The 23,816-nt window shown below is 61.1% G+C and carries 21 protein-coding genes; 13 read left to right on the forward strand and 8 right to left on the reverse strand.

The window, feature by feature from the left end; translation table 11 throughout:
• Positions 1-116 precede the first annotated feature (116 nt).
• Entirely contained in the window at positions 117-515 is a 399-nt protein-coding gene (locus M3M27_RS14125) for a DoxX family protein (protein WP_434026020.1), read from the forward strand.
• Positions 516-686: 171 nt separating this feature from the next.
• Positions 687-3,299, forward strand: a complete 2,613-nt coding sequence (gene mutS / locus M3M27_RS14130) for a DNA mismatch repair protein MutS (protein ID WP_434026022.1) — start codon at positions 687-689, stop codon at positions 3,297-3,299.
• Between the two features lie 59 nt (positions 3,300-3,358).
• On the opposite strand, the gene M3M27_RS14135 is transcribed toward mutS, so the two are convergent.
• Both M3M27_RS14135 and M3M27_RS14140 read right to left on the reverse strand, forming a co-directional pair.
• On the reverse strand, positions 3,359-3,988 hold the full coding sequence (locus tag M3M27_RS14135) for a glutathione S-transferase family protein (RefSeq protein ID WP_434026023.1): 630 nt from the start codon (positions 3,986-3,988) through the stop codon (positions 3,359-3,361).
• A 66-nt stretch (positions 3,989-4,054) separates the two neighbouring features.
• Complete coding sequence (locus M3M27_RS14140; RefSeq protein WP_140722644.1) at positions 4,055-4,765, reverse strand: helix-turn-helix transcriptional regulator; 711 nt, start codon at positions 4,763-4,765, stop codon at positions 4,055-4,057.
• 225 nt (positions 4,766-4,990) lie between these two features.
• On the opposite strand from M3M27_RS14140, the gene M3M27_RS14145 reads away from it, so the two are divergent.
• The 3 genes from M3M27_RS14145 to katG all read left to right on the forward strand — a co-directional run bounded on the left by M3M27_RS14145 (position 4,991) and on the right by katG (position 8,228).
• Complete coding sequence (locus M3M27_RS14145; RefSeq protein ID WP_434026024.1) at positions 4,991-5,614, forward strand: DUF937 domain-containing protein; 624 nt, start codon at positions 4,991-4,993, stop codon at positions 5,612-5,614.
• Between the two features lie 138 nt (positions 5,615-5,752).
• Positions 5,753-5,896: a hypothetical protein gene (locus M3M27_RS14150; protein WP_434026025.1), complete on the forward strand. Its 144-nt coding sequence runs from the start codon at positions 5,753-5,755 to the stop codon at positions 5,894-5,896.
• A gap of 79 nt (positions 5,897-5,975) precedes the next feature.
• Positions 5,976-8,228 (forward strand): catalase/peroxidase HPI, encoded by a 2,253-nt coding sequence (gene katG / locus M3M27_RS14155; RefSeq protein ID WP_434026026.1) that lies wholly within the window; start codon positions 5,976-5,978, stop codon positions 8,226-8,228.
• A 158-nt stretch (positions 8,229-8,386) separates the two neighbouring features.
• Here the strand turns inward: katG and M3M27_RS14160 are convergent, their stop codons facing one another.
• The gene (locus M3M27_RS14160) at positions 8,387-8,800 is read right to left on the reverse strand and encodes an RNA-binding S4 domain-containing protein (RefSeq protein WP_434026027.1); all 414 of its coding nucleotides are present in this window, start codon (positions 8,798-8,800) and stop codon (positions 8,387-8,389) included.
• A 230-nt stretch (positions 8,801-9,030) separates the two neighbouring features.
• Between M3M27_RS14160 and M3M27_RS14165 the strand changes: the two genes are divergently transcribed.
• From M3M27_RS14165 to M3M27_RS14200, 8 genes are all read left to right on the forward strand, one after another.
• Positions 9,031-9,690: a phosphatase PAP2 family protein gene (locus tag M3M27_RS14165; protein WP_434026028.1), complete on the forward strand. Its 660-nt coding sequence runs from the start codon at positions 9,031-9,033 to the stop codon at positions 9,688-9,690.
• 63 nt (positions 9,691-9,753) lie between these two features.
• On the forward strand, positions 9,754-10,065 hold the full coding sequence (locus M3M27_RS14170) for a hypothetical protein (RefSeq protein ID WP_434026029.1): 312 nt from the start codon (positions 9,754-9,756) through the stop codon (positions 10,063-10,065).
• A gap of 77 nt (positions 10,066-10,142) precedes the next feature.
• Entirely contained in the window at positions 10,143-11,261 is a 1,119-nt protein-coding gene (locus M3M27_RS14175; RefSeq protein WP_434026030.1) for a polysaccharide biosynthesis/export family protein, read from the forward strand.
• Between the two features lies 1 nt (position 11,262).
• Positions 11,263-11,943, forward strand: coding sequence for a YjbF family lipoprotein (locus M3M27_RS14180; protein ID WP_177497730.1), 681 nt, complete (start codon positions 11,263-11,265; stop codon positions 11,941-11,943).
• Positions 11,944-11,946: 3 nt separating this feature from the next.
• Positions 11,947-12,738 carry a capsule biosynthesis GfcC family protein gene (locus M3M27_RS14185; RefSeq protein WP_140722663.1) on the forward strand — a complete coding sequence of 264 codons (792 nt, stop codon included), beginning with the start codon at positions 11,947-11,949 and terminating at the stop codon, positions 12,736-12,738.
• A gap of 35 nt (positions 12,739-12,773) precedes the next feature.
• Positions 12,774-14,927 (forward strand): YjbH domain-containing protein, encoded by a 2,154-nt coding sequence (locus M3M27_RS14190; protein WP_434026031.1) that lies wholly within the window; start codon positions 12,774-12,776, stop codon positions 14,925-14,927.
• A gap of 49 nt (positions 14,928-14,976) precedes the next feature.
• Entirely contained in the window at positions 14,977-16,110 is a 1,134-nt protein-coding gene (locus M3M27_RS14195; RefSeq protein WP_434026032.1) for a glycosyltransferase family 4 protein, read from the forward strand.
• Between the two features lie 68 nt (positions 16,111-16,178).
• Positions 16,179-17,582, forward strand: a complete 1,404-nt coding sequence (locus M3M27_RS14200) for a mannose-1-phosphate guanylyltransferase/mannose-6-phosphate isomerase (RefSeq protein ID WP_434026033.1) — start codon at positions 16,179-16,181, stop codon at positions 17,580-17,582.
• Positions 17,583-17,734: 152 nt separating this feature from the next.
• Here M3M27_RS14200 and M3M27_RS14205 read toward each other — a convergent pair whose 3' ends face one another.
• From M3M27_RS14205 to M3M27_RS14225, 5 genes are all read right to left on the reverse strand, one after another.
• Complete coding sequence (locus M3M27_RS14205; RefSeq protein ID WP_434026034.1) at positions 17,735-18,892, reverse strand: hypothetical protein; 1,158 nt, start codon at positions 18,890-18,892, stop codon at positions 17,735-17,737.
• 77 nt (positions 18,893-18,969) lie between these two features.
• A complete protein-coding gene (locus M3M27_RS14210; RefSeq protein ID WP_434026036.1) occupies positions 18,970-20,148 on the reverse strand; it encodes a glycosyltransferase in 1,179 nt (392 codons plus the stop codon).
• On the reverse strand, positions 20,145-21,383 hold the full coding sequence (locus M3M27_RS14215) for a polysaccharide pyruvyl transferase family protein (protein ID WP_434026037.1): 1,239 nt from the start codon (positions 21,381-21,383) through the stop codon (positions 20,145-20,147). Before M3M27_RS14215 ends, M3M27_RS14210 begins: the two co-directional genes overlap by 4 nt.
• Before the next feature lie 62 nt (positions 21,384-21,445).
• Positions 21,446-22,489, reverse strand: a complete 1,044-nt coding sequence (locus M3M27_RS14220) for a glycosyltransferase (protein WP_434026038.1) — start codon at positions 22,487-22,489, stop codon at positions 21,446-21,448.
• Between the two features lie 153 nt (positions 22,490-22,642).
• Positions 22,643-23,809, reverse strand: coding sequence for a cellulase family glycosylhydrolase (locus tag M3M27_RS14225; protein ID WP_434026039.1), 1,167 nt, complete (start codon positions 23,807-23,809; stop codon positions 22,643-22,645).
• Positions 23,810-23,816: the final 7 nt, after the last annotated feature.

Here is a 23,816-nt window from a genome sequence, read left to right on the forward strand (position 1 = left end):
GACGCCATCGCCATCCGGCCGGTCCGGACCGGAACCGCCATGGCTGGCGATCGCCTGCCCCCTTTCCGCGCCGATCCGGCTCTACAATCGGGCCCGCATCCACCACGGAGCCCGCCATGGACAAGTCGTCGGACTACGCCCCGGCCCTCGGCCGCTTGCTCATGGCCGCCCTCTTCCTCTTTTCAGGAATCGGGAAGCTGATGGATCCGGCCGGCACCATCGGCTACATCGCCTCGGTCGGCGCGCCGTTCCCGAGCCTGGCGTTCGCGCTCGCCGCCGCCATCGAGGTGGGCGGCGGCCTGTTGCTCGTCATCGGCTACCGGGCCCGGCTGGTCGCCGCGGTCATGGCGGCCTTCACGCTGGCCACCGCGCTGCTGTTCCACACCCGGTTCGGCGACACGAACCAGCTGATCCACTTCCTCAAGAACGTGGCGATCGCGGGCGGCCTCCTGCAAGTGGTCGGATTCGGCGCAGGCGCCTGGAGCGTCGATGCCCGGGGAACACGCGCCCGCTGATGCGATCGACACGGATGCCATGGCGGCGATTCGCCGTCGCGATGCATCCGGCGCGTGCGGAGCCTGCGAAGAGCACCGGCCCGAGCCCCGGCGATCGGCGGGGCCAGGCCAAGCCGAGGCTACAATGGGCGGCCATCGCCACCGGCGACCCACAGCCGTCCATTGCACTCGATGACCGTATCGCTCGAATCACCGCGCCCGACCAAGGGAAGCGCGGAGCACACGCCCTTGATGAAGCAGTACTTCGCCGCCAAGGCCGAGTACCCCGACCTGTTGCTGTTCTTCCGGATGGGCGATTTCTACGAGCTGTTCTACGACGACGCGCGCAAGGCGGCGCGGCTGCTCGACATCACCCTGACCCAGCGCGGCAGCTCGGGCGGGGCGCCGATCCCGATGGCTGGCGTGCCGGTGCATGCCTACGAAGGCTATCTCGCGCGCCTGGTGGCGCTGGGCGAATCGGTGGCGATCTGCGAGCAGATCGGCGATCCGGCGCTGGCCAAGGGGCTGGTCGAGCGCAAGGTGGTGCGCATCGTCACGCCCGGCACCGTCACCGACGAAGCCCTGCTGGACGAGCGCCGCGACACCCTGCTGATGGCGCTCTCGCGCGGCAAGACCGGCTACGGGCTGGCCTGGGCCGACCTGGCCGGCGGCCGTTTCCTGGTCAACGAGGTCGACAGCGACGATGCGCTGGAAGCCGAACTGGCCCGGCTGGAGCCGGCCGAGCTGCTGATCCCCGACGAGGAAGCCTGGCCGGAATTCCTGCGCCAGCGCAACGGCGTGCGGCGCCGTCCGCCGTGGCTGTTCGACGCCGACAGCGGCCGCCGCCAGTTGCTGGCGTTCTTCAAGCTGCACGACCTCTCCGGCTTCGGTATCGACGACAAGCCGCGCGCCACCGCCGCGGCCGGCGCGCTGCTCGGCTATGTCGAGGAAACGCAGAAACAGCGTTTGCCGCACCTGACCTCGATCGCGATGGAAGTGGCCGGCGAAGCGATCGCGATGAACGCCGCCACCCGCCGCCACCTCGAACTCGACACCCGCGTCGACGGCGATACCCGCAACACCCTGCTCGGCGTGCTCGACAGCACCGTCACGCCGATGGGCGGGCGCCTGCTCCGCCGCTGGCTGCACCGCCCGTTGCGCCTGCGCGACGTGCTCGTCCAGCGCCACGACGCGGTAGGCACGCTGATCGACCGCGGCGCGGACGCCGACCTGCGCGAGGCCTTCCGCGCGCTCGGCGACCTGGAGCGCATCCTGACCCGCGTGGCGCTGCGCTCGGCGCGCCCGCGCGACTTCTCCACCCTGCGCGATGGCCTGGGGCTGTTGCCGCAAGTCCGCGCGATCCTGCAATCGCTGGACTCGCCGCGCCTGCAGGCGCTGTATGCCGAGCTGGGGGAGCACGACGCGACCGCGCACCTGCTCGCCTCGGCGATCGCCGAACAGCCGCCGCTGAAGCTCTCCGACGGCGGCGTGATCGCCGAGGGCTTCGACGCGGAGCTCGACGAGCTGCGCCGGCTCTCCACCCACGCCGACCAGTTCCTGATCGACCTGGAAGTCCGCGAACGCGAAAGCAGCGGCATCCCGACCCTGAAGGTCGGCTACAACCGCGTGCACGGCTACTACATCGAAATCAGCAAGGGCCAGGCCGACAAGGCACCGGTGCACTACACCCGCCGCCAGACCCTGACCAACGCCGAGCGCTACATCACCGAGGAACTGAAGGCGTTCGAGGACAAGGTGCTGTCCGCGCGCGAGCGTTCGCTGGCGCGCGAGAAGTTGCTGTACGAGCAGCTGCTGGACGCGCTCGGCGCCGAACTGGAACCGCTCAAGCGCTGCGCGGCGGCCCTGTCGGAGCTGGACGTGCTCGCCTGTTTCGCCGAACGCGCGCAGGCGCTGGACTGGTCCCGGCCGGAACTGGAGACCGCGTCCTGCCTGCGCATCGAGCGCGGCCGCCATCCCGTGGTCGAGGCCGTGCGCGAGCACCCGTTCGAGCCCAACGACCTGGACCTGCACCCGGATCGCCGCATGCTGGTGATCACCGGCCCGAACATGGGCGGCAAGTCGACCTACATGCGCCAGAACGCGCTGATCGTGCTGCTGGCGCACATCGGCAGCTACGTGCCGGCCACGCGCGCGGTGATCGGCCCGATCGACCGCATCCTGACCCGCATCGGCGCGGGCGACGACCTCGCCAAGGGCCAGTCGACCTTCATGGTCGAGATGGCCGAGACCAGCTACATCCTGCACCACGCCACGCCGCACTCGCTGGTGCTGATGGACGAGATCGGCCGCGGCACATCGACCTACGACGGCCTGGCCCTGGCCGACGCGGTGGCGCGGCACCTGGCGCACGTCAATCGCTGCTACACGCTGTTCGCCACGCACTACTTCGAACTGACCGCGCTGGCCGACGAGACCTTCGAGGGCGGCCCCAGCGGCATCGCCAACGTGCACCTGGACGCGGTGGAACACGGCGAATCGCTGGTGTTCATGCATGCGGTCAAGGACGGGCCGGCCAACCGCAGCTTCGGCCTGCAGGTCGCCGCGCTGGCCGGGCTGCCCAGGGCCACGGTGGCGCAGGCGCGCCGGCGATTGGCGGAACTGGAGCAGCGCGGCAGCGAAAGCCATGCCGCGCAGATGGCCCCGCAGGCGCTGGACGCGCCCCAGCAGTTCGGCCTGTTCGCGCCGAACTCCGCCGCGCTGGACGCGCTGCAGGCCCTCGATCCGGACGAGCTGACCCCCAAGCAAGCGCTCGAGGCGCTCTACCGGGTCAAGTCGCTGCTGTAGCGCGGAGCGCTTCCATCGACGCGCCGGCCGCCTCCACGAAGCGGCCGGCACTGCTGGCGTCACATCGCGGGATTCGGATGCGCGGGCGCCAGCGCGTCGTCGCGCGCATTGGCCGCGATCGCGGCCGGGCGCTGCGCGTGCCGCGCGGCATAGGCCTCGAACGCCGGCCGCTTCTCCAGCGCGCCGATCATCATGTAGTAGTTGAGGAAGGAGGCCATCATCAGGTCGGCCGTGGTGAACCGGTCGCCGACCAGATACGTCTTGCCGGCCACCGCCTGCTCCAGCGTGCGCAGCACGTCTTGCTCGCAGCCGTAGCCCGCGTTCATCGGCGGCGCGAGCTTGCCGGCGTGCTTGGCGGTTATCAGCGCCTCCACCGGCCCGGAGAGGAAGAACAGCCAGCGGTAGTAGTCGCCGCGCTCGGGCGAGCCCGCGGGCGGCGCCAACCGCTTCTCCGGCACCAGCTCGGCCAGGTAGGCGCACACCGCGGCGCTCTCGGTGACCACCGTATCGCCATGCCGGATCGCCGGCACCTTGCCCATCGGGTTGATCGCCAGGTACTCGGGCGACTTCATCGTGGTGCCGAAGTCCAGCACCGCCTCCTCGTACGGCAGGCCGGTCTCTTCCAGCATCCAGCGCGCGATGCGGGCGCGGGACATCGGATGGGTGTAGAAGGTCAGCGTGCTGCTCATGGCGTGCTCCTGCATTGGGCATCGGAAGGAACAGACAGTGTGTTCCCCCGCTGCTGACAACCGCTGTCAGCAGTCTGCGACCGGACGCGGCAATCGCCGGCGCAAGCGCAGCTTTTCCCAACGCCGCAGCAGCCGGTGGCGCTGGTCCGGGTAGCGCACGCCGGTATCCTCCAGGGCGAGCACGCGGTCGGCGCGGAAGTGGCGGAAATCGGCGCGCATCTCGCACCAGGCGGCGAACAGGCGCATGTCGGCGAGGAAGGCCATCGCGAACGGCCAGATCCTCCGCTCGCTGGACCGGCCTTGCGCATCGCCGTAGCGCAGCCGCACCACGTGGCCATCGCGTATCGCGCGGCGCAGCACCGGCAACCACGGTTCGGGCGGCACCGGGCTCCAGTCGGGCGCGAACAGCCCGCTGGTTTCCACCTGCAGGCGCAGGCCGTCGGGCAAGGTGCCGACCACGCGGTCCAGCGCCCGGACCGAGGCCGCCGCCAGCTCCGGGTCGGCATGCGAGGCCACCCAACGCGCGCCCAGCAGCAACGCCTCCAGCTCCTCGGCCGAGAACATCATCGGCGGCAGCAGGAATCCCGGGCGCAGCTGGTAGCCGACGCCGGGATCGCCGACGATGTCGGCGCCCTGCCCGCGCAACGCGTCGATGTCCCGATACAGCGTACGCAGGCTCACGCCGAGCAGCTCCGCCAGCTGCGCGCCGCGCACGGGCGCGCGCCGGCGTCGCAGTTCGTCCAGCAGGTGCAGCAGGCGGGTGGCGCGAACGGTCATGCGCGGGCTCCATGGCGGACTTGCCAGCATAGCCTCGACATGCAGGCGCCGGACCCGGCAACGAAGGCCGGCACCGGCCCGCCGGCGACCTCTCGGGACCCGCCGCCAGGCGTTCGCCCAGGCGCTCCGGGCAGCCATGACGACGCCCCTGGCCCTTCGTTCCGGCGACATGCCGTTCTGCTAGGCTCGGTGTCCCGCCGTCCCCGGCATCGCCCAGGAAACGCCATGAACAACCCCTCGCTTGCCGGCAGCCTGCTGCAGCAGCTGCAAGGTTCCGGGATCCAGCAGATCGCCTCGCAACTGGGCGTGGACCCGAACCAGGCGCAGTCCGCCGTTTCCAGCGCGGTGCCGCTGCTGCTCGGCGCGCTGGGCCGCAATGCCCAGCAGCCGGAAGGCGCGCAGGCCCTGCTCGGCGCCCTGCAACGCGACCATGCCGGCGCGTCCGCCGGCGGTCTCGACCTGGGCGGCCTGCTGGGTTCCGTGCTCGGCGGCGCTTCGACGCCACAGACCGACGGCGCCGGCATCCTCGGCCACATCTTCGGCGGCAACGCCCAGCAGGCCGCCAGCGGGCTTGGCCAGGCGACCGGCCTGGATAGCGGCAAGTCCGGGCAGTTGCTGCAGATCCTCGCACCGATCGTGATGTCCTTCCTCGCCCAGCGCTTCCTTGGCGGCGGCAGCGGCAGTGTCGGCCAGCTCAGCCAGGCGCTCGGCCAGGAGCACCAGCAGGCCCGCGCCGACGGCAGCGTGTCCGGCCTGCTCGGGCAGGTACTGGACCAGGATGGCGACGGCCAGCTCGGCGTCGGCGACTTGCTGAAGATCGGCGGCAGCCTGCTGGGCGGCAACCGCTAGGCTCGGCTGTTCTGGGCTGGAGGCGCCGCATGGCGAGCGCCTCCATGCCATAGCCGAGAACTATTGAAATATTCAAATTATTCGAATTCAACAAACGATCGGCGCTCCTTATCGTGTCTGCACCGTGAGGAGCCCGCCATGAGCCCGCCGATCGATCGTCTTGCCAACTCTCCGGATGCCGTGATCTTCCATCATGCTCCGGCGGCCGCACCCGCTTGGCCCATGCTCGCCCCGCACGCCCCGTCGTTGTCCGATCCGGTACAGCTGCAGCGCCACGACTGAAACATCCGTTCCCGGTGCCCGGCTCCCGGACCGGATACCGAGCGGTCACCCAAGTGCGTACGAACCAGGTAGAGAAGCCATGACAACCGAAGCCAAGTGCCCTTTCCACCAGACCGCCGGTGGCGGCACCACGAACAAGGACTGGTGGCCGAACCAGCTGCGCGTGGATCTGCTGAACCAGCATTCCGACAAGTCCAATCCGCTGGACAAGCGCTTCAACTACGCCGAGGAGTTCAAGAAGCTCGACTACCAGGCGCTCAAGAACGACCTGCACGCGCTGATGACCGATTCCCAGGACTGGTGGCCGGCGGACTTCGGCCACTACGGGCCGCTGTTCATCCGCATGGCCTGGCATAGCGCCGGCACCTACCGCATCGGCGACGGCCGTGGCGGCGGCGGTCGCGGACAACAGCGCTTCGCCCCGCTCAACAGCTGGCCGGACAACGTCAGCCTGGACAAGGCGCGCCGCCTGCTGTGGCCGATCAAGCAGAAGTACGGCCAGAAGATCTCCTGGGCCGACCTGATGATCCTGACCGGCAACGTCGCGCTGGAATCGATGGGCTTCAAGACCTTCGGCTTCGCCGGCGGCCGTCCCGACACCTGGGAACCCGACCAGGACGTGTACTGGGGCCGCGAGACCACTTGGCTGGGCGGCGACGTCCGCTACGCGCACGGCTCGGAAGGCGTGGACAAGCCCGGCGACGAAGGCGTGCTGGTGACCGACAACGCCGCCGATGGCGACGTGCATTCGCGCAATCTCGAAAACCCGCTTGCCGCGGTGCAGATGGGCCTGATCTACGTCAATCCGGAAGGCCCGGACGGCAATCCCGACCCGCTGCTGGCCGCCAAGGACATCCGCGACACCTTCGGCCGGATGGCGATGAACGACGAGGAGACCGTCGCCCTGATCGCGGGCGGACACACCTTCGGCAAGACCCATGGCGCCGGCCCGGCCGACAACGTGGGCTCCGAGCCCGAAGCCGGCGAACTGGAGCAGCAAGGCCTGGGGTGGTCGAACAAGTTCGGTACCGGCAAGGGCGGCGACACGATCACCAGCGGCCTGGAGGTGACCTGGACCCAGACGCCGGCGCAGTGGAGCAACCACTTCTTCGAGAACCTGTTCAAGTACGAGTGGGAGCTGACCAAGAGCCCTGCGGGCGCGCACCAGTGGGTCGCCAAGGATGCGGAGGCTGTCATCCCGGACGCCCACGATCCGTCGAAGAAGCGGCGCCCGACCATGCTCACGACCGACCTGTCGCTGCGCTTCGATCCGGCCTACGAGAAGATCTCGCGGCGCTTCATGGAAAACCCCGACCAGTTCGCCGACGCCTTCGCGCGCGCCTGGTTCAAGTTGACCCACCGCGACATGGGCCCGCGTGCGCGCTATCTCGGCCCCGAGGTGCCGGCCGAGGAGCTCATCTGGCAGGATCCGATCCCCGCGGTCGACCATCCGCTCGTCACGTCCGAGGACATCGCCTCGCTCAAGCAGAAGATCGCCGCGTCGGGGCTGACGATCCCGCAACTGGTCTCGACCGCCTGGGCTTCCGCCTCCACCTTCCGAGGCTCTGACAAGCGCGGCGGCGCCAACGGCGCGCGCATCCGCCTGGCGCCGCAGAAGGATTGGGCCGTCAACCAGCCGCAGCAGCTCGCGAGCGTGCTCAAGACCCTCGAAGGCATCCAGAACGAGTTCAACGCCGCGCAGGGCAGCGGCAAGAAGGTCTCGCTGGCCGACCTGATCGTGCTCGCGGGCGGCGTGGGCGTCGAGCAGGCCGCGCAGAAGGCCGGCGTGCCGATCGAGGTGCCGTTCTCGCCGGGCCGCAGCGACGCCTCGCAGGAACAGACCGACGTCGATTCGTTCGCGCCGCTGGAACCGCTCGCGGACGGTTTCCGCAATTACCTCAAGGGCCGTTACGTGGTGCCGGCCGAACACCTGCTGATCGACCGCGCGCAACTGCTCACGCTCACCGCGCCGGAACTGACGGTCCTGGTCGGCGGCCTGCGCGTGCTCGGCGCCAACGTCGGCGGCTCCCGGCATGGCGTGTTCACCGCCCGGCCCGGGGTATTGAGCAACGACTTCTTCGTCAACCTGCTCGACATGAACACCGAATGGGCGCCGACCTCGCCGGCACGCGAGGTGTTCGAAGGCCGCGACCGCAAGACCGGCGCGCCGAAATGGACGGGCACGCGCGTCGACCTGGTGTTCGGCTCGAACTCGGTGCTGCGCGCGGTGGCCGAGGTCTACGCGAGTTCGGATGCGCAGCAGAAGTTCGTCCACGACTTCGTCGCGGCCTGGACCAAGGTGATGAACCTGGACCGCTTCGACCTGGCCTGACCACGGATCCCTCGGCAAAGGGAGCAACGGGAACGCCCCGGCCTGGCCGGGGCGTTTTTTGCTGCGTCCAATGCAAGATCAGCGCTTACCGGACCTGCAGGCGCTTCCGGTACCGCCGCATGGCGGCCCGGGCGTACCCCGCCCGTTCGCGTGCGCTCCTACATCGCGTCGATGTCGCCCAGCGCGCGGATCAGGCGCCGCGCGCGCTTGTCAGGCCGGTGTTCCGGCGGCTGGTAGCCGGTGCGCTCGGCGGCGCGCAGCGCCCGCGCCTCGGCCCGCCGCGCACGCGATGCCTCGCTTTCTTCATACAGTTGCTGCGCCACCGATGCCGGCCCCCGCTGCTCGCTGAGCCCGCGCACGACGATCTCGAATACCTCGTCGCCCCGGCTGATGCGCACCTGCTCGCCGACCCGGACGGCGCGCGACGACTTGGGCCGCTGCCCGCCCACCTCGACCTTGCCCGTCTCGATGGCCTGCTTGCACAAACTCCGCGTCTTGAAGAAGCGCGCCGCCCAAAGCCATACATCGAGCCTGACCGTGACGCTTTCCTGTACCTGTTCAGTCGCTGACATTCATTTCCCGGGGATCGCGATGCGTCCTGACCGGATCGTCCCGCCCGCATCGTTGGCGGCACGACCGGGACCATCGCCTCCACCCGGATGATCCTGCACGCGAAATGCGGCATCGGCCGGCATCAATCAAGGCTCCAAACGTCACGAAGTATCGGCCGCCCGTCGTCCCGCTCATTTTCCAGCCATGCCGTACCGCCTATGCTCGGCGGCCACCTCTTCGATCCATCCGCATGCCCCACGCCTGGACCTGGGTCACCGAACTGGGCAACAGCAAATGGCTGCTGCCCGCCGCGGCCCTGCTCATCGCCATCGCCTGGCACTCCAGGACCTTGCCTGGGCGGACCGCCGTGCACGTGGGTCTTGCGATCCTGTCGACCTCGATGGTGGTGCTGGCCTCGAAGATCGCCTTCATGGGCTGGGGCATCGGCTCGGCTGCGCTCGATTTCACCGGATTCAGCGGCCACGCCGCGATGTCGGCCTGCATCTATCCGCTCCTGTTCGCCGTGCTGGGCACCGGCCGGAAGGCCGCGCGCGGGCTTCCCCTGGCCGGCTTCGCACTGGCCGCGCTCATCGCCTGGTCCCGGCTTCCGCTCCAGGCCCATTCGCTCTCCGAAGTGGTCGGCGGATTCCTGCTGGGAGCAGCCGGCTCGATCCTGGTCCTGCGCCATTGGCCATGGCACAGGCCGCCGTTGCCGGCCTGGCGCTGGTTGGCGGCGGGGCCTTCGGCGGTGGTCGTACTGATCCTGGCGCTGCCCTCTTCGTTGAGCACCCACGGCGCGGTGATCGCCGTGGCCAAGGCGCTCTCAGGCCGACATGAGATCCATACCCGCGACTGGCTGCACACGCATTCAGCCAAGCCTGCCCAGGAACGCATCAACCCGTTGACATAGTTCGAAATTTACGCCAACCTGCCGAGTGTCAATCTCTCCCATACGGATTTTCAGGAGCCACTCATGAAGAAACTCATCGTCACGGCCATCGCCATGGCTCTGTCGGCGCCCGTGTGGGCCGCTCCCCAGCAGGACAACCAAGACACCGGCGCCGCGCCGCAACCGGCGGGTGCCGCTGCTGCCGATTATTCGACCATCAACACCGCTGCCTGGATCTACTCCGGCGTGGCCGCTGCCGCCGTGCTGTACAGCGTCGTCGGCGACAGCTCGAGCAACGAGAACGATGCAGGCAATCCGGGTGGTCCGGGCAACCCGGGTGGCCCGGGCACGGGTGGTACCGGCGGCACGGGTGGTACTGGCGGCACCGGCGGCTGATCCAGCTCGTCACGCAAATCAAGAGGCCCTCGCCGGGCGCAGCTTGGCGAGGGTTTTTTTATGTCTGGCGTCCACCCATGAACAAGACTCCGATGACCTACCTCCGTATTTCGGCCGCGCTGGCGACCGCCCTGTCCCTGTCAGGCTGCATCTGGTCCCCCGGCCAACACTTGCGCAGCAGCGACATCAGCCGCGAACAACCCACCAGCGAGGACGGCAAGCTGGAGTTGATCCCGATCACGCCCAAGCTGATCGCGATGGATCGGGCCGCACAGCAAGCCGGTCCGTTGCCGTCGGCCTTGCTCGAGTACCAGCCAGAGCCCTACCGCGTCGGCCCGGGCGACTCGCTCTACATCACGGTCTGGGACCATCCCGAGTTGACCGTTCCCGCTGGTCCCCAGCAACAAGCCACGATGGCCGGACGCCTGGTCCAGGCCGATGGCTCGTTGTTCTATCCCTACATCGGCAAAGTCCAAGCGGCCGGCAAGACGCCGATGGAATTGCGCGATGAAATCGGCCAGCGCCTAACCAAGTACATTGAGGCACCACAGATAGATGTCGCCGTGCTGACCTACGCCGCCCATCGCATCTGGATTACCGGTGCAGCCGAGCGTTCGACCACGGTACCGTTGACTGTCGTCCCGCTGACACTGGGCGATGCCATTAGTCAAGCCGGCCTAAATCCGGCCGAAGCCGATCTTTCCGGAATCAAGCTTACCCGCGACGGCATCACCTATGAGCTGGACTTGGAAAGTCTCTCCCAGCAAAGCCACGGGCGCCGGATATATCTCAAAGACGGCGACAACATCTACGTGCCATATCTGGACCGCAAGGAAGTATTCGTGGTCGGCGAGGTCAACTTGCCAGGCGCCTACAGCTTCCGCACCAACGACATCTCGCTGAGCCAGGCCCTGGGCCGCGCCCGCGGCCTCGCGCAAACCACGGCCAAGGCCGATGCGGTCTACGTGATCCGCGGCAGCCGCGACCTGCAGCAGCACCCGTCCGTGGTCTATCAGCTGGAGGCCCGCTCCCCGACGGCATTCGCCGTGGCCAGCCAGTTCCAGGTCCAGCCGGGCGACGTGATCTTCGTCGGGGCTGCCGGCGTGACGCGCTGGAGCCGCTTCATCAACCAGTTGCTGCCGTTCACCAGCATCATTTCCAATGCGGCCAGCGCCAAGAACGACCTGGACAACTGACATGAAAGCCGGGGGCCGGCAGTCTCTTTCCACCTTGGCGCGGATCGGGTTCGGCGCATCGATCGCGATGGCGATGCTCGTCGTTGCCGGTTGCACTTCGGTCAGCCGCGCAACGACCGATGCGATCCGGCTGGCCTTCAAGCGCCAGGACATCACGCCTACGGCGCAACAGGTCGATGCCGTTCCGTACCCCCAGTTGTTGCTGCATTCCTCCGATATCAGCGGGGTGTTGATCCTCGGCTATGTCGACGAAGGCCGCCAAGCCTGGATGGCAGGCCGCGAAGCCGTGCTCTACCTGCAGAGCAACGGCTTGCTGAGCGGCATGTCCGATTCGCGACGCAACAGCAATGTGCGCGTGGAGGGGGAAGATCCGTTCCGCAACCTGGCTCGGCTGGAAGGTCCGGCGAAGGTCCAGCGGCGTTACGACTGGATGCCCGGCTACCATTACGACGTTCCCGTCACCGGAGAGTTGCGCCGGATCGGTACGGAGTCCGTGACCTTGCCGAACCGCACGCTGCAGCTGGTGCGCTACGAGGAGACCCTGGAAGGCCCTGGCATATCCGGTACCAACGTGTACTGGGCCGACCAGAACGGCTTCATCTGGAAGAGCCGGCAATACCTGGCTCCCGGCCAAACCGTAGAGATCGAGCAACTCAAGCCCTACCTGCCCGCGAATTCCTGACCAATGCCGCTACCCCGTTTGGCCGTCCTCGCGCTGCTTTGCCTGTCCGCGGTTCCCGCGGCGGCCCAGACAGCATCTTCGACCGACTCCATTGGTGTAAGCGTGGAGGGCGCGGTCCGGGCGCCGGGGCTCTACAAGCTCCCGGCCAAAGCACGCATCGACCAGGCCATAGCCGCCGCCCGCCCCGGCGCCGATGCCTACGTGCTGGGCGCCGCGTTGCTGCGCCGGCAGGCGCTCACCGAACAGGTACGCCTGAAGGCCGGGCTGCAATACGACCTCAAGCAGTTGGCCAACAGTGGCGACAAAGCGATTTCCGACACTGCGGCCACCTTGTCGGCATGGCTGGAGTCGCTGCCGGTCACGGGCCGGGCGCCACGCCAATTGTTGGAGCTGCGATTGCTGCAGATCCAGCCCAAGTACAACCCGGTCGCCTTCGAGGGCGACCGGGTGATCTATCCGGTTCGCCCGACCCAGGTGCAGGTCGTCGGCGCAGTAGTCCAACCCTGCGCCTTGCAACACGTTCCCGAGCAGGACGTGCTCGCCTACCTGCGCGCATGCCCAGGCAACCCCGCAGCCGATCGCGATACCGCCTACATCGTCCAGCCCGACGGCAACGTCCAGGTCGCCGGCATCGCGCTCTGGAACCGCAGCCCGCCACAGCCGTTGGCGCCTGGCGCAATCCTCTACGTCCCGCTGACCGAGTACGCCACGCGTACCGTCGATCCCGAGTTCAACCGACAGTTCGCCGAGTTCCTCGCAACCCAAGTTCTGCCGGCGCCCGGAGCCAGCCTTTGATCCTGCAGCCTTCCCATCCGCACCGTCGAACCGGCATGCGCCTGGCGCGCCTGACCCTGAGCCTGCTGGCCATGGCCACGGCCACCGTCGTTCATGCGCAACAAGCTCCCGCGCCCACCGCAAGCGATTGGGGCGGCATCGGCCTGCTGCAGACGCCAACGGCCCGCATGGCCGATGAGGGCGAGATCGCCTTCACCGCCTCGCATACTTCGCCCTACAGCCGGTACAACCTGGTCATGCAGCCGTTTCCCTGGCTGGAGGGCGCGTTCCGCTACATCAACGTCAGCAATCGCCGTTATGGCCCCGAATCCCTCAGCGGCGACCAGAACTACAAGGACAAGTCGATCGACTTCAAGGTACGGCTCTGGCGGGAAAGCCGCTGGGTCCCCGAGATCGCCTTCGGCATGCGCGACGTGGGCGGCACCGGCCTGTTCTCCAGCGAGTACCTGGTCGCCAGCAAGCGTCTCGGCCCCATCGACGCGAGCCTGGGCCTGGCGACCGGCTACATCGGCAACCGCGGCGATTTCGGCAACCCGCTCGGCTGGATCGACGAGGATTTCAAGACCCGCCCGACCGCCACGGGAGAATGGGGCAACCTGAGCGGAAAGAGCATGTTCCACGGCCGCGTCGGCGTATTCGGCGGCATCGTGTACCAGACGCCCTGGGACCGCCTCCAGCTGAAACTCGAATACGACGGCAACGACTACAAGCACGAGCCGCAGAACAACAACCAGAAGCAGGACACGCCGCTGAACCTCGGTGCGGTGTTCACGCTCAACCGCAACATCCAGCTCGCTGCCGGCTGGGAACGCGGGAACACGGCCATGTTCGCGGTCACCTTCCGCAGCAACCCGGGTCATTCGCCGAGGGCCCCCAAGCCGCTGGACGTACCGCCCGAACCCCTGCAGCGCAGTGCGGCGGCCAGCAACCAGGCCCTGTCCGGGCGGCCGGCCATGCAGGCCTCCGCCATCACCGCGACGTCCGCGCCCGACTGGGAAGACGTGGCCCGCCGGTTGCGCAACAACGCCGGCATACAGGTCGAGGAGATCTCGCGCCGGGGATCGGAACTGTTCGTCACCGGACAGCAGCTGCGATACTTCTACCCGGCACAAGGCCTGGGGCGCAGCGCACGCATCCTGGACAATGCCTCGCCCGCCGACATCGAGTGGTTCACCCTGGTCGACAAGCGCCTGGGCATGCCCGTGGCCGAGACCAGCATCGCGCGCGACCGGTTCGTGGACTACGCCGAGCACCGCATCGACCTGGACCAGCTCAAGCTGGGCACCGAACTCAACGCTCCTGCGATACGCGATGCCGACGTGCTCTACCGCGCGCCGTTGAAGCCTTTCGGCGGCGGCTTCAACGTGACCTACAACCAGAACCTGGGCGGCCCGGACGGCTTCATCCTGTACCGCATCTCGGCCAACTACTCGGCCAGTTGGTTCTTCAACCGCAACACCTGGCTCACCGGCACCGTCAGCGGCAACCTGATCAACAACTACGACAAGTTCAAGTACGACGCGCCGAGCAAGCTGCCGCGCGTGCGCACCGACCTGCGCCAGTACATGACCACCTCGGACGTCACCGTCCCCAACCTGCAACTGACCACGGCCGGCCAGCTCGGCCGCGACCTGTACGGCCTGGCCTATGCCGGCTACCTGGAATGGATGTACGCCGGCGCCGGCGGCGAACTGCTCTACCGCCCGATGGGCGAGCGCTGGGCCGTGGGCGCCAACCTCAACTGGGTGAAGCAGCGCGACTACGACCAGCACTTCGGCCTGCGCGACTACAGCATCACCACCGGCCACGCCACGCTCTACTACGCCTTCGGACGCGAGCAGCGCGTGCTGGCCTCGCTCAGCGCCGGCCGCTACCTGGCCGGCGACTGGGGCGCCACCCTCGACGTCGCCCGGACCTTCGCCAACGGCGTGACGATGGGCGCCTACGTCACCAAGACCGACGTCTCCTCGGAGCAATTCGGCGAAGGCAGCTTCGACAAGGGCATCTATTTCTCGATCCCGTTCGACACGATGCTGCCGCGCTCCACCCGCGCCCGCGCCACCATGTTGTGGCAACCGCTGATCCGCGACGGTGGCGCGATGCTGGGACGTAAATACGCGCTGTATCCGCTGACCAGCGAGCGCAACGAATGGTTCTTCTACGAGAATCTGGACAAGATCGATCGCTGAATCGAACCAAGCTCTCCCTCCCCATGTTAGGACACAGGCCGCCCTCAGGATGCGAATAGCAATTATCCACGACTGGTTGACCGTATACGCAGGCGCAGAAAAAGTACTTGAGCAGTTGCTGCTCCAGTATCCGCAGGCCGAGGTATTCACCCTCGTGGATTTCCTGCCTTCCAATGAACGCGCGTTCCTGCACGGCGCCAAGGTACATACCAGCTTCCTGCAACACCTCCCCCGTGCTCGCAGCAGCTATCGCAGCTACCTCCCATTAATGCCGCTCGCGATCGAGCAGTTCGATCTATCCAAATTCGATGTTGTGCTGTCCAGCAGCTACGCCGTTGCCAAAGGCGTACTGACTGGCCCTGATCAGGTGCACATCTGCTATTGCCACTCCCCAATCAGATACGCGTGGGATCTCCAGCATCAGTACCTCCGCGAGTCCGGATTGGAAACCGGATTCAAGGGTTGGATCGCCAAAGCGGTTCTGTCCTACGTGCGCATGTGGGACAGCCGTACGGCAAATGGAGTGGACCAGTTCATCGCCAACTCGAGCTACATCGCGCGTCGAATCAAGAAGGTCTACGGCCGTGACTCCATCGTAATCCCGCCCCCTGTCGAAATCCCTCAGCGCACCTATGAGCTGGAACGGAGCGACTACTATGTCACTGCTTCCCGCATGGTCCCCTACAAGCGTATCGATCTGATCGTCAAGGCATTCAACAAAATGCCCGATAAGCGATTGGTTGTAATCGGCGCAGGCCCCATGCTCGAAAGCGTCAAAGCCATAGCCCAATCCAATGTGTCCGTGCTCGGCTACCAGCCACAAGAAGTGCTCGAAGAGCATCTCAGCCGTGCAAAGGCATTCGTCTTCGCCGCCGAGGAGGACTTCGGTATTGCGCCAGTGGAAGCCCAGGCACACGGCACACCCGTCATTGCATTCGGCAAGGGCGGCATTCTTGATAGTGTGAAGGAAGGCATCACGGGCACATTCTTCTCCGAGCAGACCGAACAATCAATCTGCGAAGCCGTAGAAGCCTTCGAAAATCGTTCGACTCCATGGTCGCGGCAGGACATTATTGAGAATGCACGGCAATTCTCGCCCCCCGTATTCCGCGACCGGATTGCCCAAGTTGTTGCCAGCCAAGTAAAGCCAGCGCCCCCCGCATTGGCGACACCATCCCCTTGAGCCAGCTGTCGCCTCCTGCGGTCTCGGCCAACCGAGCCGCGTTTCATTGGCCCCAAGAGAGTTTCTTCATGATCAACCTTCTCCCCGTCATCCTCTCCGGCGGCTCGGGCACGCGGCTGTGGCCGCTCTCGCGCGAGACCTACCCCAAGCAGTTCCTGCCGCTGGTGGGCGAAGACAGCATGTTGCAGGCGACCTGGAAGCGGGTCGCCGCGCTGGCCGCGCGCGGCCCCATCGTCGTCGCCAACGCCGAGCACCGCTTCATCGCCGCCGAGCAGTTGCAGCAGGCCGGCACGACGCCCACGGCGATCCTGCTCGAGCCGGCCGGGCGCAACACCGCCCCGGCGATCGCGGTCGCCGCGCTGGAAGCCATCGCCCTGGGCCAGGACCCGCTGCTGCTGGTCTTGCCCTCGGACCACGTGATCGCCGATGAGGCCGCGTTCCATGCCGCGATCGGCGTGGCCGCCGCGGCCGCCGAGACCGGCAAGCTGGTCACCTTCGGCATCGCCCCGACCCGTCCGGAAACCGGCTACGGCTACATCAAGGCCCGCGGCGACGAACCGGCCCGCCCGGTCGAGCGCTTCGTCGAGAAGCCCGACCTGGCCACCGCCGAGGGCTACCTCGCCTCCGGCGACTACTTCTGGAACAGCGGCATGTTCCTGTTCAAGGCCTCGCGCTACCTGGAGGAACTGGCCCGGCATGCCCCGGCCATCGCCCAGGCCGCCCGCCAGGCCTGGGAGCGGGCCAAGCGCGACACCGACTTCATCCGCCTGGACGAGGCCGCCTTCGCCGCCAGCCCCTCGGACTCGATCGACTACGCGGTGATGGAGAAGACCGACGCGGCGGCGGCGGTGCCGCTGGATGCCGGCTGGAACGACGTCGGCTCGTGGTCGGCGCTGCGCGAGGTGTCCGGGCAGGACGCCGACGGCAACGCCCACCACGGCGACGTCATCGCCATCGACTGCCGCAACACCTACGCCTACGGCGACCGCCTGATCGCGATGATCGGGCTGGAGGACGTGGTGGTGGTGGAGACCGTCGACGCGGTGCTGGTCGGCAAGAGCGAGCGGATGCAGGAAGTGAAGGACGTGGTCGCGCGGATCAAGCGCGAGGGACGCTCGGAGGCCACCTGGCACCGCAAGGTCTACCGGCCGTGGGGCGCCTACGACTCGATCGACAACGGCCAGCGCCACCAGGTCAAGCGGATCACGGTCAAGCCCGGCGGCACGCTGAGCCTGCAGATGCACCACCACCGCGCCGAGCACTGGATCGTGGTCAGCGGCACCGCCGAGGTCACCCGCGGGGACGAGGTGATCCTGCTCACCGAGAACCAGAGCACCTACATCCCGCTGGGCGTCACCCACCGCCTGCGCAACCCCGGCAAGCTGCCGCTGGAGCTGATCGAGGTGCAGTCCGGCAGCTACCTCGGCGAGGACGACATCGTCCGCTTCGAGGATACCTACGGGCGCGCCTGAGTCCTGCGGCGCCAGGGGAAGTAAAAGGCAAAGGCGGCCATCGGCCGCCTTTCAGACTGCTGACAAACCCTGGCGCGAGCCGGGGTTTGTTGTTTTCATAGCTGCATGCTCACAGACGCGCTGCCCGCCCGAGCAACAGCTCGAGATGGTGGTCACCTACCGCTTAACTCCTTAACTCTTCTATACCCTACTGACCTGGACATAGAAGAAACGACAACAATTCCACATCCTAGCTGCAACATCAGAAGGGGCAAGATAGGGAAGCTTTTTCTTGTCATATTATCCCCGCCACGCCCGACCTGATACGAATCACCCCGAAGATTAACGGTATTATTAAACCCAACCACAACCGATAGACAACCAAACAACATAATGGAAAGGGCAATCCTATCCAAACCCAAAACCCTCCACCTCTTATTAAATAACTGCCACAATGCAGCAACCAATGCAACCGACATAATAATGCCCTGAATTGTCACCAGATTAATCGGAATCTCCCAACTTGCCGACCTAAATGGGAAAGGATTAACAAACACATAACCGGACGAAAAAAGCATATTTGCCATTGCCGCAAAATTAAACTTCACCAGAAACAGTAGGCCAACGAGAAAGAAAAAGAACAATTTATAATCATGCCTAGCCGGAGCACGAATAGCCATAACAAACAAAAAAATAATAAGTGGATTGTAACTCCGCACCATCATTGCGAGGATGAGTGCCCCGGCTAAAAATATATAACTTCGCTTAATGAAAAGATATGTCGCAAGCAACACCAGAAGCATTGACAACTGATCTTTAAGAAGATCATTAGAAAAAAACAAGAGAGATGGCGAGAGCATGAAAGCTGAAACTGAAAATCCAGCTATGATTTTACGTTTCCCCTCCATTCCGTGGTTCAAACAAAATTCCAGCGCCAGCTCATAAAGCAACAAGGCGGACAAGGCAAAAATGAAATAACTATAGGCCACGTATGCCATTCCATCATACCCTCCCGCCCCTTTAATTAAGGGATATACAACCAACAGGAAAGATCCCTTCGCTAAGGATGAAAAATCAAGTGCCAATATAGATGAATAATATGAGCCCACGATCAAGTCCCAAAGATCCCGGTAGGCATAACTCCCTATTAGAAACTCATAATATTCAGAATCCACCTGCCTTTCCATGACATCAAACATAAAAAACATTAGGACAGGCAAAGAAAAGGCAGCGAATGGGAAAGAAAAAACCCTTCGCCTGATGAAATAAAAGCTAGCAGCAACGTATGTATACACAAGGCGCAATCCAACGTTTGCCCCGAGGTAATTCAACAAAGAGTATCCCACCCACATAACCACAAGATATAGAACTACACTATATCTCCACTCGGATCCTGGCGTACACTTAATCATCGCGATTCTACGACCGTTATTATGTTCTCATAAAATGCCAACCTTTGCCTTGTGACCTCTTCAACCCTATATCTCCTAGAAACCTCTAGATTCCTTGCAGATTGCACCATCATAAAACCGGGATTATCTAAAAAGAATTTTATTTTATCCCGCAGACCTGTCACATCATCCGGCTCCACGAGTGAATCATCATCTAGTAGTTCAGGAGTCCCTCCAACTCTACTGGCGATTGCAGGCAGACCTCTTGCCATGGCTTCAAGAAGGGCTCGAGGTAATCCTTCCTGTCGAGAGGGGAGGACGAATAAATCTGAAGTATCAAGAATTTTACGTATAGGATCCCCATTTTGAAGCTTTCCTGTAAATTCAACAAAATCCAAAATCCCCAAATCACTAGCCAACTTTTCGTATACTGCCCGATTCTCCCCATACCCGATTATAGTTAAACAAACATTATATCCCTGCAGCCGCAACTCGGCCAGGGATTTTAACAACACATCATGTCCCTTAAGAGTTTTTTGCATGTTACCAATCATAACAAGACGAGGCTGCGTCAGATTAAAATCTGACTCGGCACGTGAAATATCCACATACGCATCTTCATGAAGATCTATTGATGTAAATGAGAAAGATCTCGCCGAATTTCCTGGAGGATAGCGGGACTGAAGGGCATTAGCGGTTACATATGCTGCACCATTTGCTCTTTTACATTGCCACCGTGTCATAGCGACAAATAATAACTGAAAAAAGGGGGATAAAATATTATTATTCAATGCCCTAGCACTATACCCATCATAAGGATCAGCAGCGACCTCAACAAAAAAAGGAATCCTTAATAGCCTCAAAACAAAAGCATAAATGCTTGGCACTGTTGTGGGGATTCGCAAAATATACGCAGCATCACGCTCCAATGTAGACATCACAACGCGAATTATTCCTGGAATATTTTTTATAAAACCAATGGGCCCATGATAGCCAGGCAGAGCCTTAAAAGACACTCCCGGCCCTACTGCAGGCTTTGCCGCAGCATCTTCTTTTTTGAATAGCCGTCCAACTAAAATAACCTCATCGAAACGGGCAAGGTACCTTTTTGCAAAGTTATCATAACTCAATAAATCAGATGAAGGCACCCCATTATTGAGGGTAAAAGCACTATCACGAATCACATAGACCTTCACGACATCCCTCCAACATGCTTCAAAGAAGCCACCAAGTCTCTCGCGTTTTCCATGGCCATATTTTTTAGTTTTCTTACACTATCCAAATCCACTCCTACCTCTAAAGCATTATCCAAAGCAGAGATGACTTCCGATGCATTACAGCCCTGCTCCAGGCACCACTTTTCACGACCAGCCAATTGCATGAACGACTTAACTTTTTCGTCCCACACCAGTGCGACATTAGGAATGTTTAAAGACACTGAAATTATATTAGCGTGCAACCTGTGAGATATTACTGCATCCATCTCGGCAATATTCCCCACCAGATTCTCAGGGCGTAGCGGCCGCTCCATATAATTCACATCATCACTAGCCCCATGCTCCGCAATAATCGTACGCAACACACTCAAGAAACACTCATCGTCTGAAGATCCATTCGTAAACAGCACTGGAATATGTCCACGCTGAACAATTAAACATATGAGATCACAGAAAAATTCAACCATTTTTTTATTGGAGAACATTGCTGACTTATCGGCATAAGCCGCAAGCTCATTAGGATCTGAAACTCCCACGCCAATTTTTAAAACTCTCCCACTTGCCAACCGTCTCTCACTATTTAGGCAGTATGCCTCGGCCGCGCATATACCTGGATCCACAACAACCTTACATGATTTTTTTGCTTCAGGCATGCTGCGTATCAAATTAGCCCAACTATCTTTATCACGAACACTTAAATACCCCACCCCTCTTTTGGCAAGGGAATTTCTAAACAACTTTCGCCCTAGCCAACTCCATTTTTTACTAACGCCCAGTGCATTAAAAGCAATAGGAATTCTATTCTTATAGGCAACTTTAGTGACCCATCCCATTTTGAGGGGGAAATTAAGCGCCAAATCAGACAGTAGTTGCCCGCCGCCAAAAACAAGAAAAACTGGCTTCTGCAATTCGACTTTTGACCAAGCAACACTTAAAGCGCCTCTAGTTCGAATCACCCAAAAACCAATTGATAATAAAGGCCTAAAAAATAATGGAGAGCCAAAAAAAACCTTCTTAAGAAGATTTCGCTCACCATTTACCCCCCCCTCCCTATAACCCATTCGCCCAGCCATATCAAAATGCTGTATGGCCGCCGATGGATCGACACATTTAATAAGATACGACAAACAATCGCCAATTACTCCATCGCCCAAATTATCGCTATACCTAACAGTGCATATGATATACGACGTCTTCCCATCGAAACTATTCATAATACTCAGCCCACGCAAAATTGCTTCACTTGCCAATCCCTCGCAAAAGACATTATGCAGAATTAGCCCAGCCCTCTATTAGGGGCACAACCGTACACCCCCCTCATCTTTTCATAGGAATGAGATATCGCATGCTGACTTGCCTCAATTACACTCAAGCAATCAATTCCAATGAAACTCTGACTGGAATTCAATATTTCCATAACCTTATCCGCCCAGATCTTTGGAGACTTATCCAACGGCATCCGAAATATTAGATCAGGAATCACGTCTGCCTCATTCGGGACAACGTCAGAGACCAAGCTTGGCTTGCCTGCAGCCATTGCTTCCACTATAACCAACCCCAAACCTTCAAACCGAGAAGGCAGAACAAATATATCGCAACAATCCAAAATAATCTGTGGCACGTCGTTTCTGGCACCAAGAAATTTACAGCGTTCCTTTATGCCAAGCTCATCAGCCATATTCTCAATTCTGGATCGTGAGTCTCCTTCCCCCACACATATGAGCCACGCATTAGGGAGATTTTTCATTACTTCTGAAGCGATGCGCAGTAGCATTTCATGATTCTTCTGGTACACAAACCGTCCAACATGCGCCATTACAATAGCATCATGAGGAATGCCAATACTATCTCGCACCGCTCCTCTTATATGCAAATGACTACGATAAGAGCTAAAATCGAGCCCGCAATGGGCAATCTCAGCCCGCTTTGATCTCGCCCATATTTTATCCCCATAAAGTTTTTTACCGGCAGCGTCACTAACAGAAAGGAGATTGGTTCCGAATACAAATATGAACCATCGCATAAGAAAATTGTATGCCCGCCGGGGAAATATAGGCTTGACAGCCTGATCGGAGTTATGAGCATGACTAATTCTTACTTTTATACCAAGCAACCATGCGATTGCTAATACTAGCCCATTCTGGAACATCTCATGCCCATGAATGGCATTATAAGGACCATGAGTATCATTTATGGCCCTTATTGATTTAAGCAATGAAATTGGGTTCCGGTGATTATTGCAAGAAAAGACGTTAATGCCCAAGGACTTCAATTCATCAGAGTAAGGCCATTTCTCATCAGAATAAGTCAACACATCCATTTTCAATGATGGGTCGCGTTTAGATCTACGTATAAGGTCCATAACCCAAGACTGAACCCCCCCATGACGCATATTCGCAACCACATGGAGAACCTTTATTCCATCAGCCATAACTATCTCGCCAATTATTAATATCTCCGCCCATAAACCCAACTAAACGTCCACTTTTTCAAATCGGCATTTTTTAGCCATATCAAGCCCATCTTTCAATTCAATAAAGGATGGCTGCACACGCGCATTAACATTCAACCCGCGCCACTTTTTATCTGCGGAATTATAGTACAACCTCCAATCCCCCCCCCTCTCCTTACTAGAAGCCCAAAAATAAATAAATTTAGACTTATCCTTTACACTCTCAAATACTACCGCCTGCTGGCTCCAATCCCCTCCTTCACAGCGCATAATCGGCCGCCTGTATTTAAGACTCAAATTAATTTTAGATACAGCACTATATGCAGGCTTAAAATCCCCATTACTTTTAATTAAACCAAAATTATCTTCCCGATCGACAGGATTAGACCCTCGATCAACTAGCGTGTACCAAACCGAATACTTCATCCCCTCAGCAGCTGTCACCACAGCCATCTGAGCCGCATATTCGCCTTGCTCTTGCTCACTAATGCTTCGTTGCCCTTGAGTAGGGTATCCCCACTCCCCATTTATTAAATTCACTTCTCCATTAATCCACCCTTTCAAACTTATCAAGTCCTTACTAAGAGACGACGGAGCTGAACCACGATAAGGGTGCAACGAAATATATGAGAAGCAATTCTTCCGCTGCCCCTCAATTATTTTCTTAAGATAAGTATCCCTGGAACGCTGTGCTAATGCGCCAGCGACAACAACCGCAGAAGCATCTTTTTCGCGAATCATCTCACAGGCTTCATTTGCAAAACGAACATATTCATCAACATTACTTTTAGGGGGCCAAAAGCGATCTACATTTGGCTCATTCCATAACTCCCAGACCACATTATTATTCTTGTACCTTTCCGCAGCCGCACTTATCCATTTAGTTATTCCACCTTTCCGCTCTCCAGGTAGCGTCATATTACCCCCCCCCCTTCCATGCGCATAGATAGTGAAGTATGCAAACATATTGCGCGAATCCAGCTCTGCAATCAAATCATCATAGTATGACCAGTCATATTTCCCTGGTACACGCTCGACCTTGTCCCAATAGAATCCTTGTCTAATAAAGTTGAACCCAGCATTTTTTGCCGCATCTAGGTTCTTAGTACTTGTATTTTGTGCATCCAACTGCACCCCTCTCAAAGGACATGCAGGACAATGTGCATAACCTACAATTGGCAACAGCATTCCCAAT

This window comes from Xanthomonas boreopolis, assembly GCF_046529185.1.
GTDB lineage: Bacteria > Pseudomonadota > Gammaproteobacteria > Xanthomonadales > Xanthomonadaceae > Pseudomonas_S > Pseudomonas_S boreopolis.

Bases quoted from the DNA above. Each gene is read 5' to 3' on its own strand.
- mutS (WP_434026022.1), top strand. From the start codon at position 687: ATGACCGTATCGCTCGAATCACCGCGCCCGACCAAGGGAAGCGCGGAG.
- M3M27_RS14165 (WP_434026028.1), top strand. From the start codon at position 9,031: ATGCCCCACGCCTGGACCTGGGTCACCGAACTGGGCAACAGCAAATGG.
- M3M27_RS14135 (WP_434026023.1), bottom strand. From the start codon at position 3,988: ATGAGCAGCACGCTGACCTTCTACACCCATCCGATGTCCCGCGCCCGC.
- M3M27_RS14180 (WP_177497730.1), top strand. From the start codon at position 11,263: ATGAAAGCCGGGGGCCGGCAGTCTCTTTCCACCTTGGCGCGGATCGGG.
- M3M27_RS14175 (WP_434026030.1), top strand. From the start codon at position 10,143: ATGAACAAGACTCCGATGACCTACCTCCGTATTTCGGCCGCGCTGGCG.
- M3M27_RS14145 (WP_434026024.1), top strand. From the start codon at position 4,991: ATGAACAACCCCTCGCTTGCCGGCAGCCTGCTGCAGCAGCTGCAAGGT.
- M3M27_RS14170 (WP_434026029.1), top strand. From the start codon at position 9,754: ATGAAGAAACTCATCGTCACGGCCATCGCCATGGCTCTGTCGGCGCCC.
- M3M27_RS14190 (WP_434026031.1), top strand. From the start codon at position 12,774: ATGCGCCTGGCGCGCCTGACCCTGAGCCTGCTGGCCATGGCCACGGCC.
- M3M27_RS14195 (WP_434026032.1), top strand. From the start codon at position 14,977: ATGCGAATAGCAATTATCCACGACTGGTTGACCGTATACGCAGGCGCA.
- M3M27_RS14140 (WP_140722644.1), bottom strand. From the start codon at position 4,765: ATGACCGTTCGCGCCACCCGCCTGCTGCACCTGCTGGACGAACTGCGA.
- M3M27_RS14200 (WP_434026033.1), top strand. From the start codon at position 16,179: ATGATCAACCTTCTCCCCGTCATCCTCTCCGGCGGCTCGGGCACGCGG.
- M3M27_RS14220 (WP_434026038.1), bottom strand. From the start codon at position 22,489: ATGGATGTGTTGACTTATTCTGATGAGAAATGGCCTTACTCTGATGAA.
- katG (WP_434026026.1), top strand. From the start codon at position 5,976: ATGACAACCGAAGCCAAGTGCCCTTTCCACCAGACCGCCGGTGGCGGC.
- M3M27_RS14160 (WP_434026027.1), bottom strand. From the start codon at position 8,800: ATGTCAGCGACTGAACAGGTACAGGAAAGCGTCACGGTCAGGCTCGAT.
- M3M27_RS14150 (WP_434026025.1), top strand. From the start codon at position 5,753: ATGAGCCCGCCGATCGATCGTCTTGCCAACTCTCCGGATGCCGTGATC.
- M3M27_RS14185 (WP_140722663.1), top strand. From the start codon at position 11,947: ATGCCGCTACCCCGTTTGGCCGTCCTCGCGCTGCTTTGCCTGTCCGCG.
- M3M27_RS14125 (WP_434026020.1), top strand. From the start codon at position 117: ATGGACAAGTCGTCGGACTACGCCCCGGCCCTCGGCCGCTTGCTCATG.
- M3M27_RS14225 (WP_434026039.1), bottom strand. From the start codon at position 23,809: ATGCTGTTGCCAATTGTAGGTTATGCACATTGTCCTGCATGTCCTTTG.
- M3M27_RS14215 (WP_434026037.1), bottom strand. From the start codon at position 21,383: ATGAATAGTTTCGATGGGAAGACGTCGTATATCATATGCACTGTTAGG.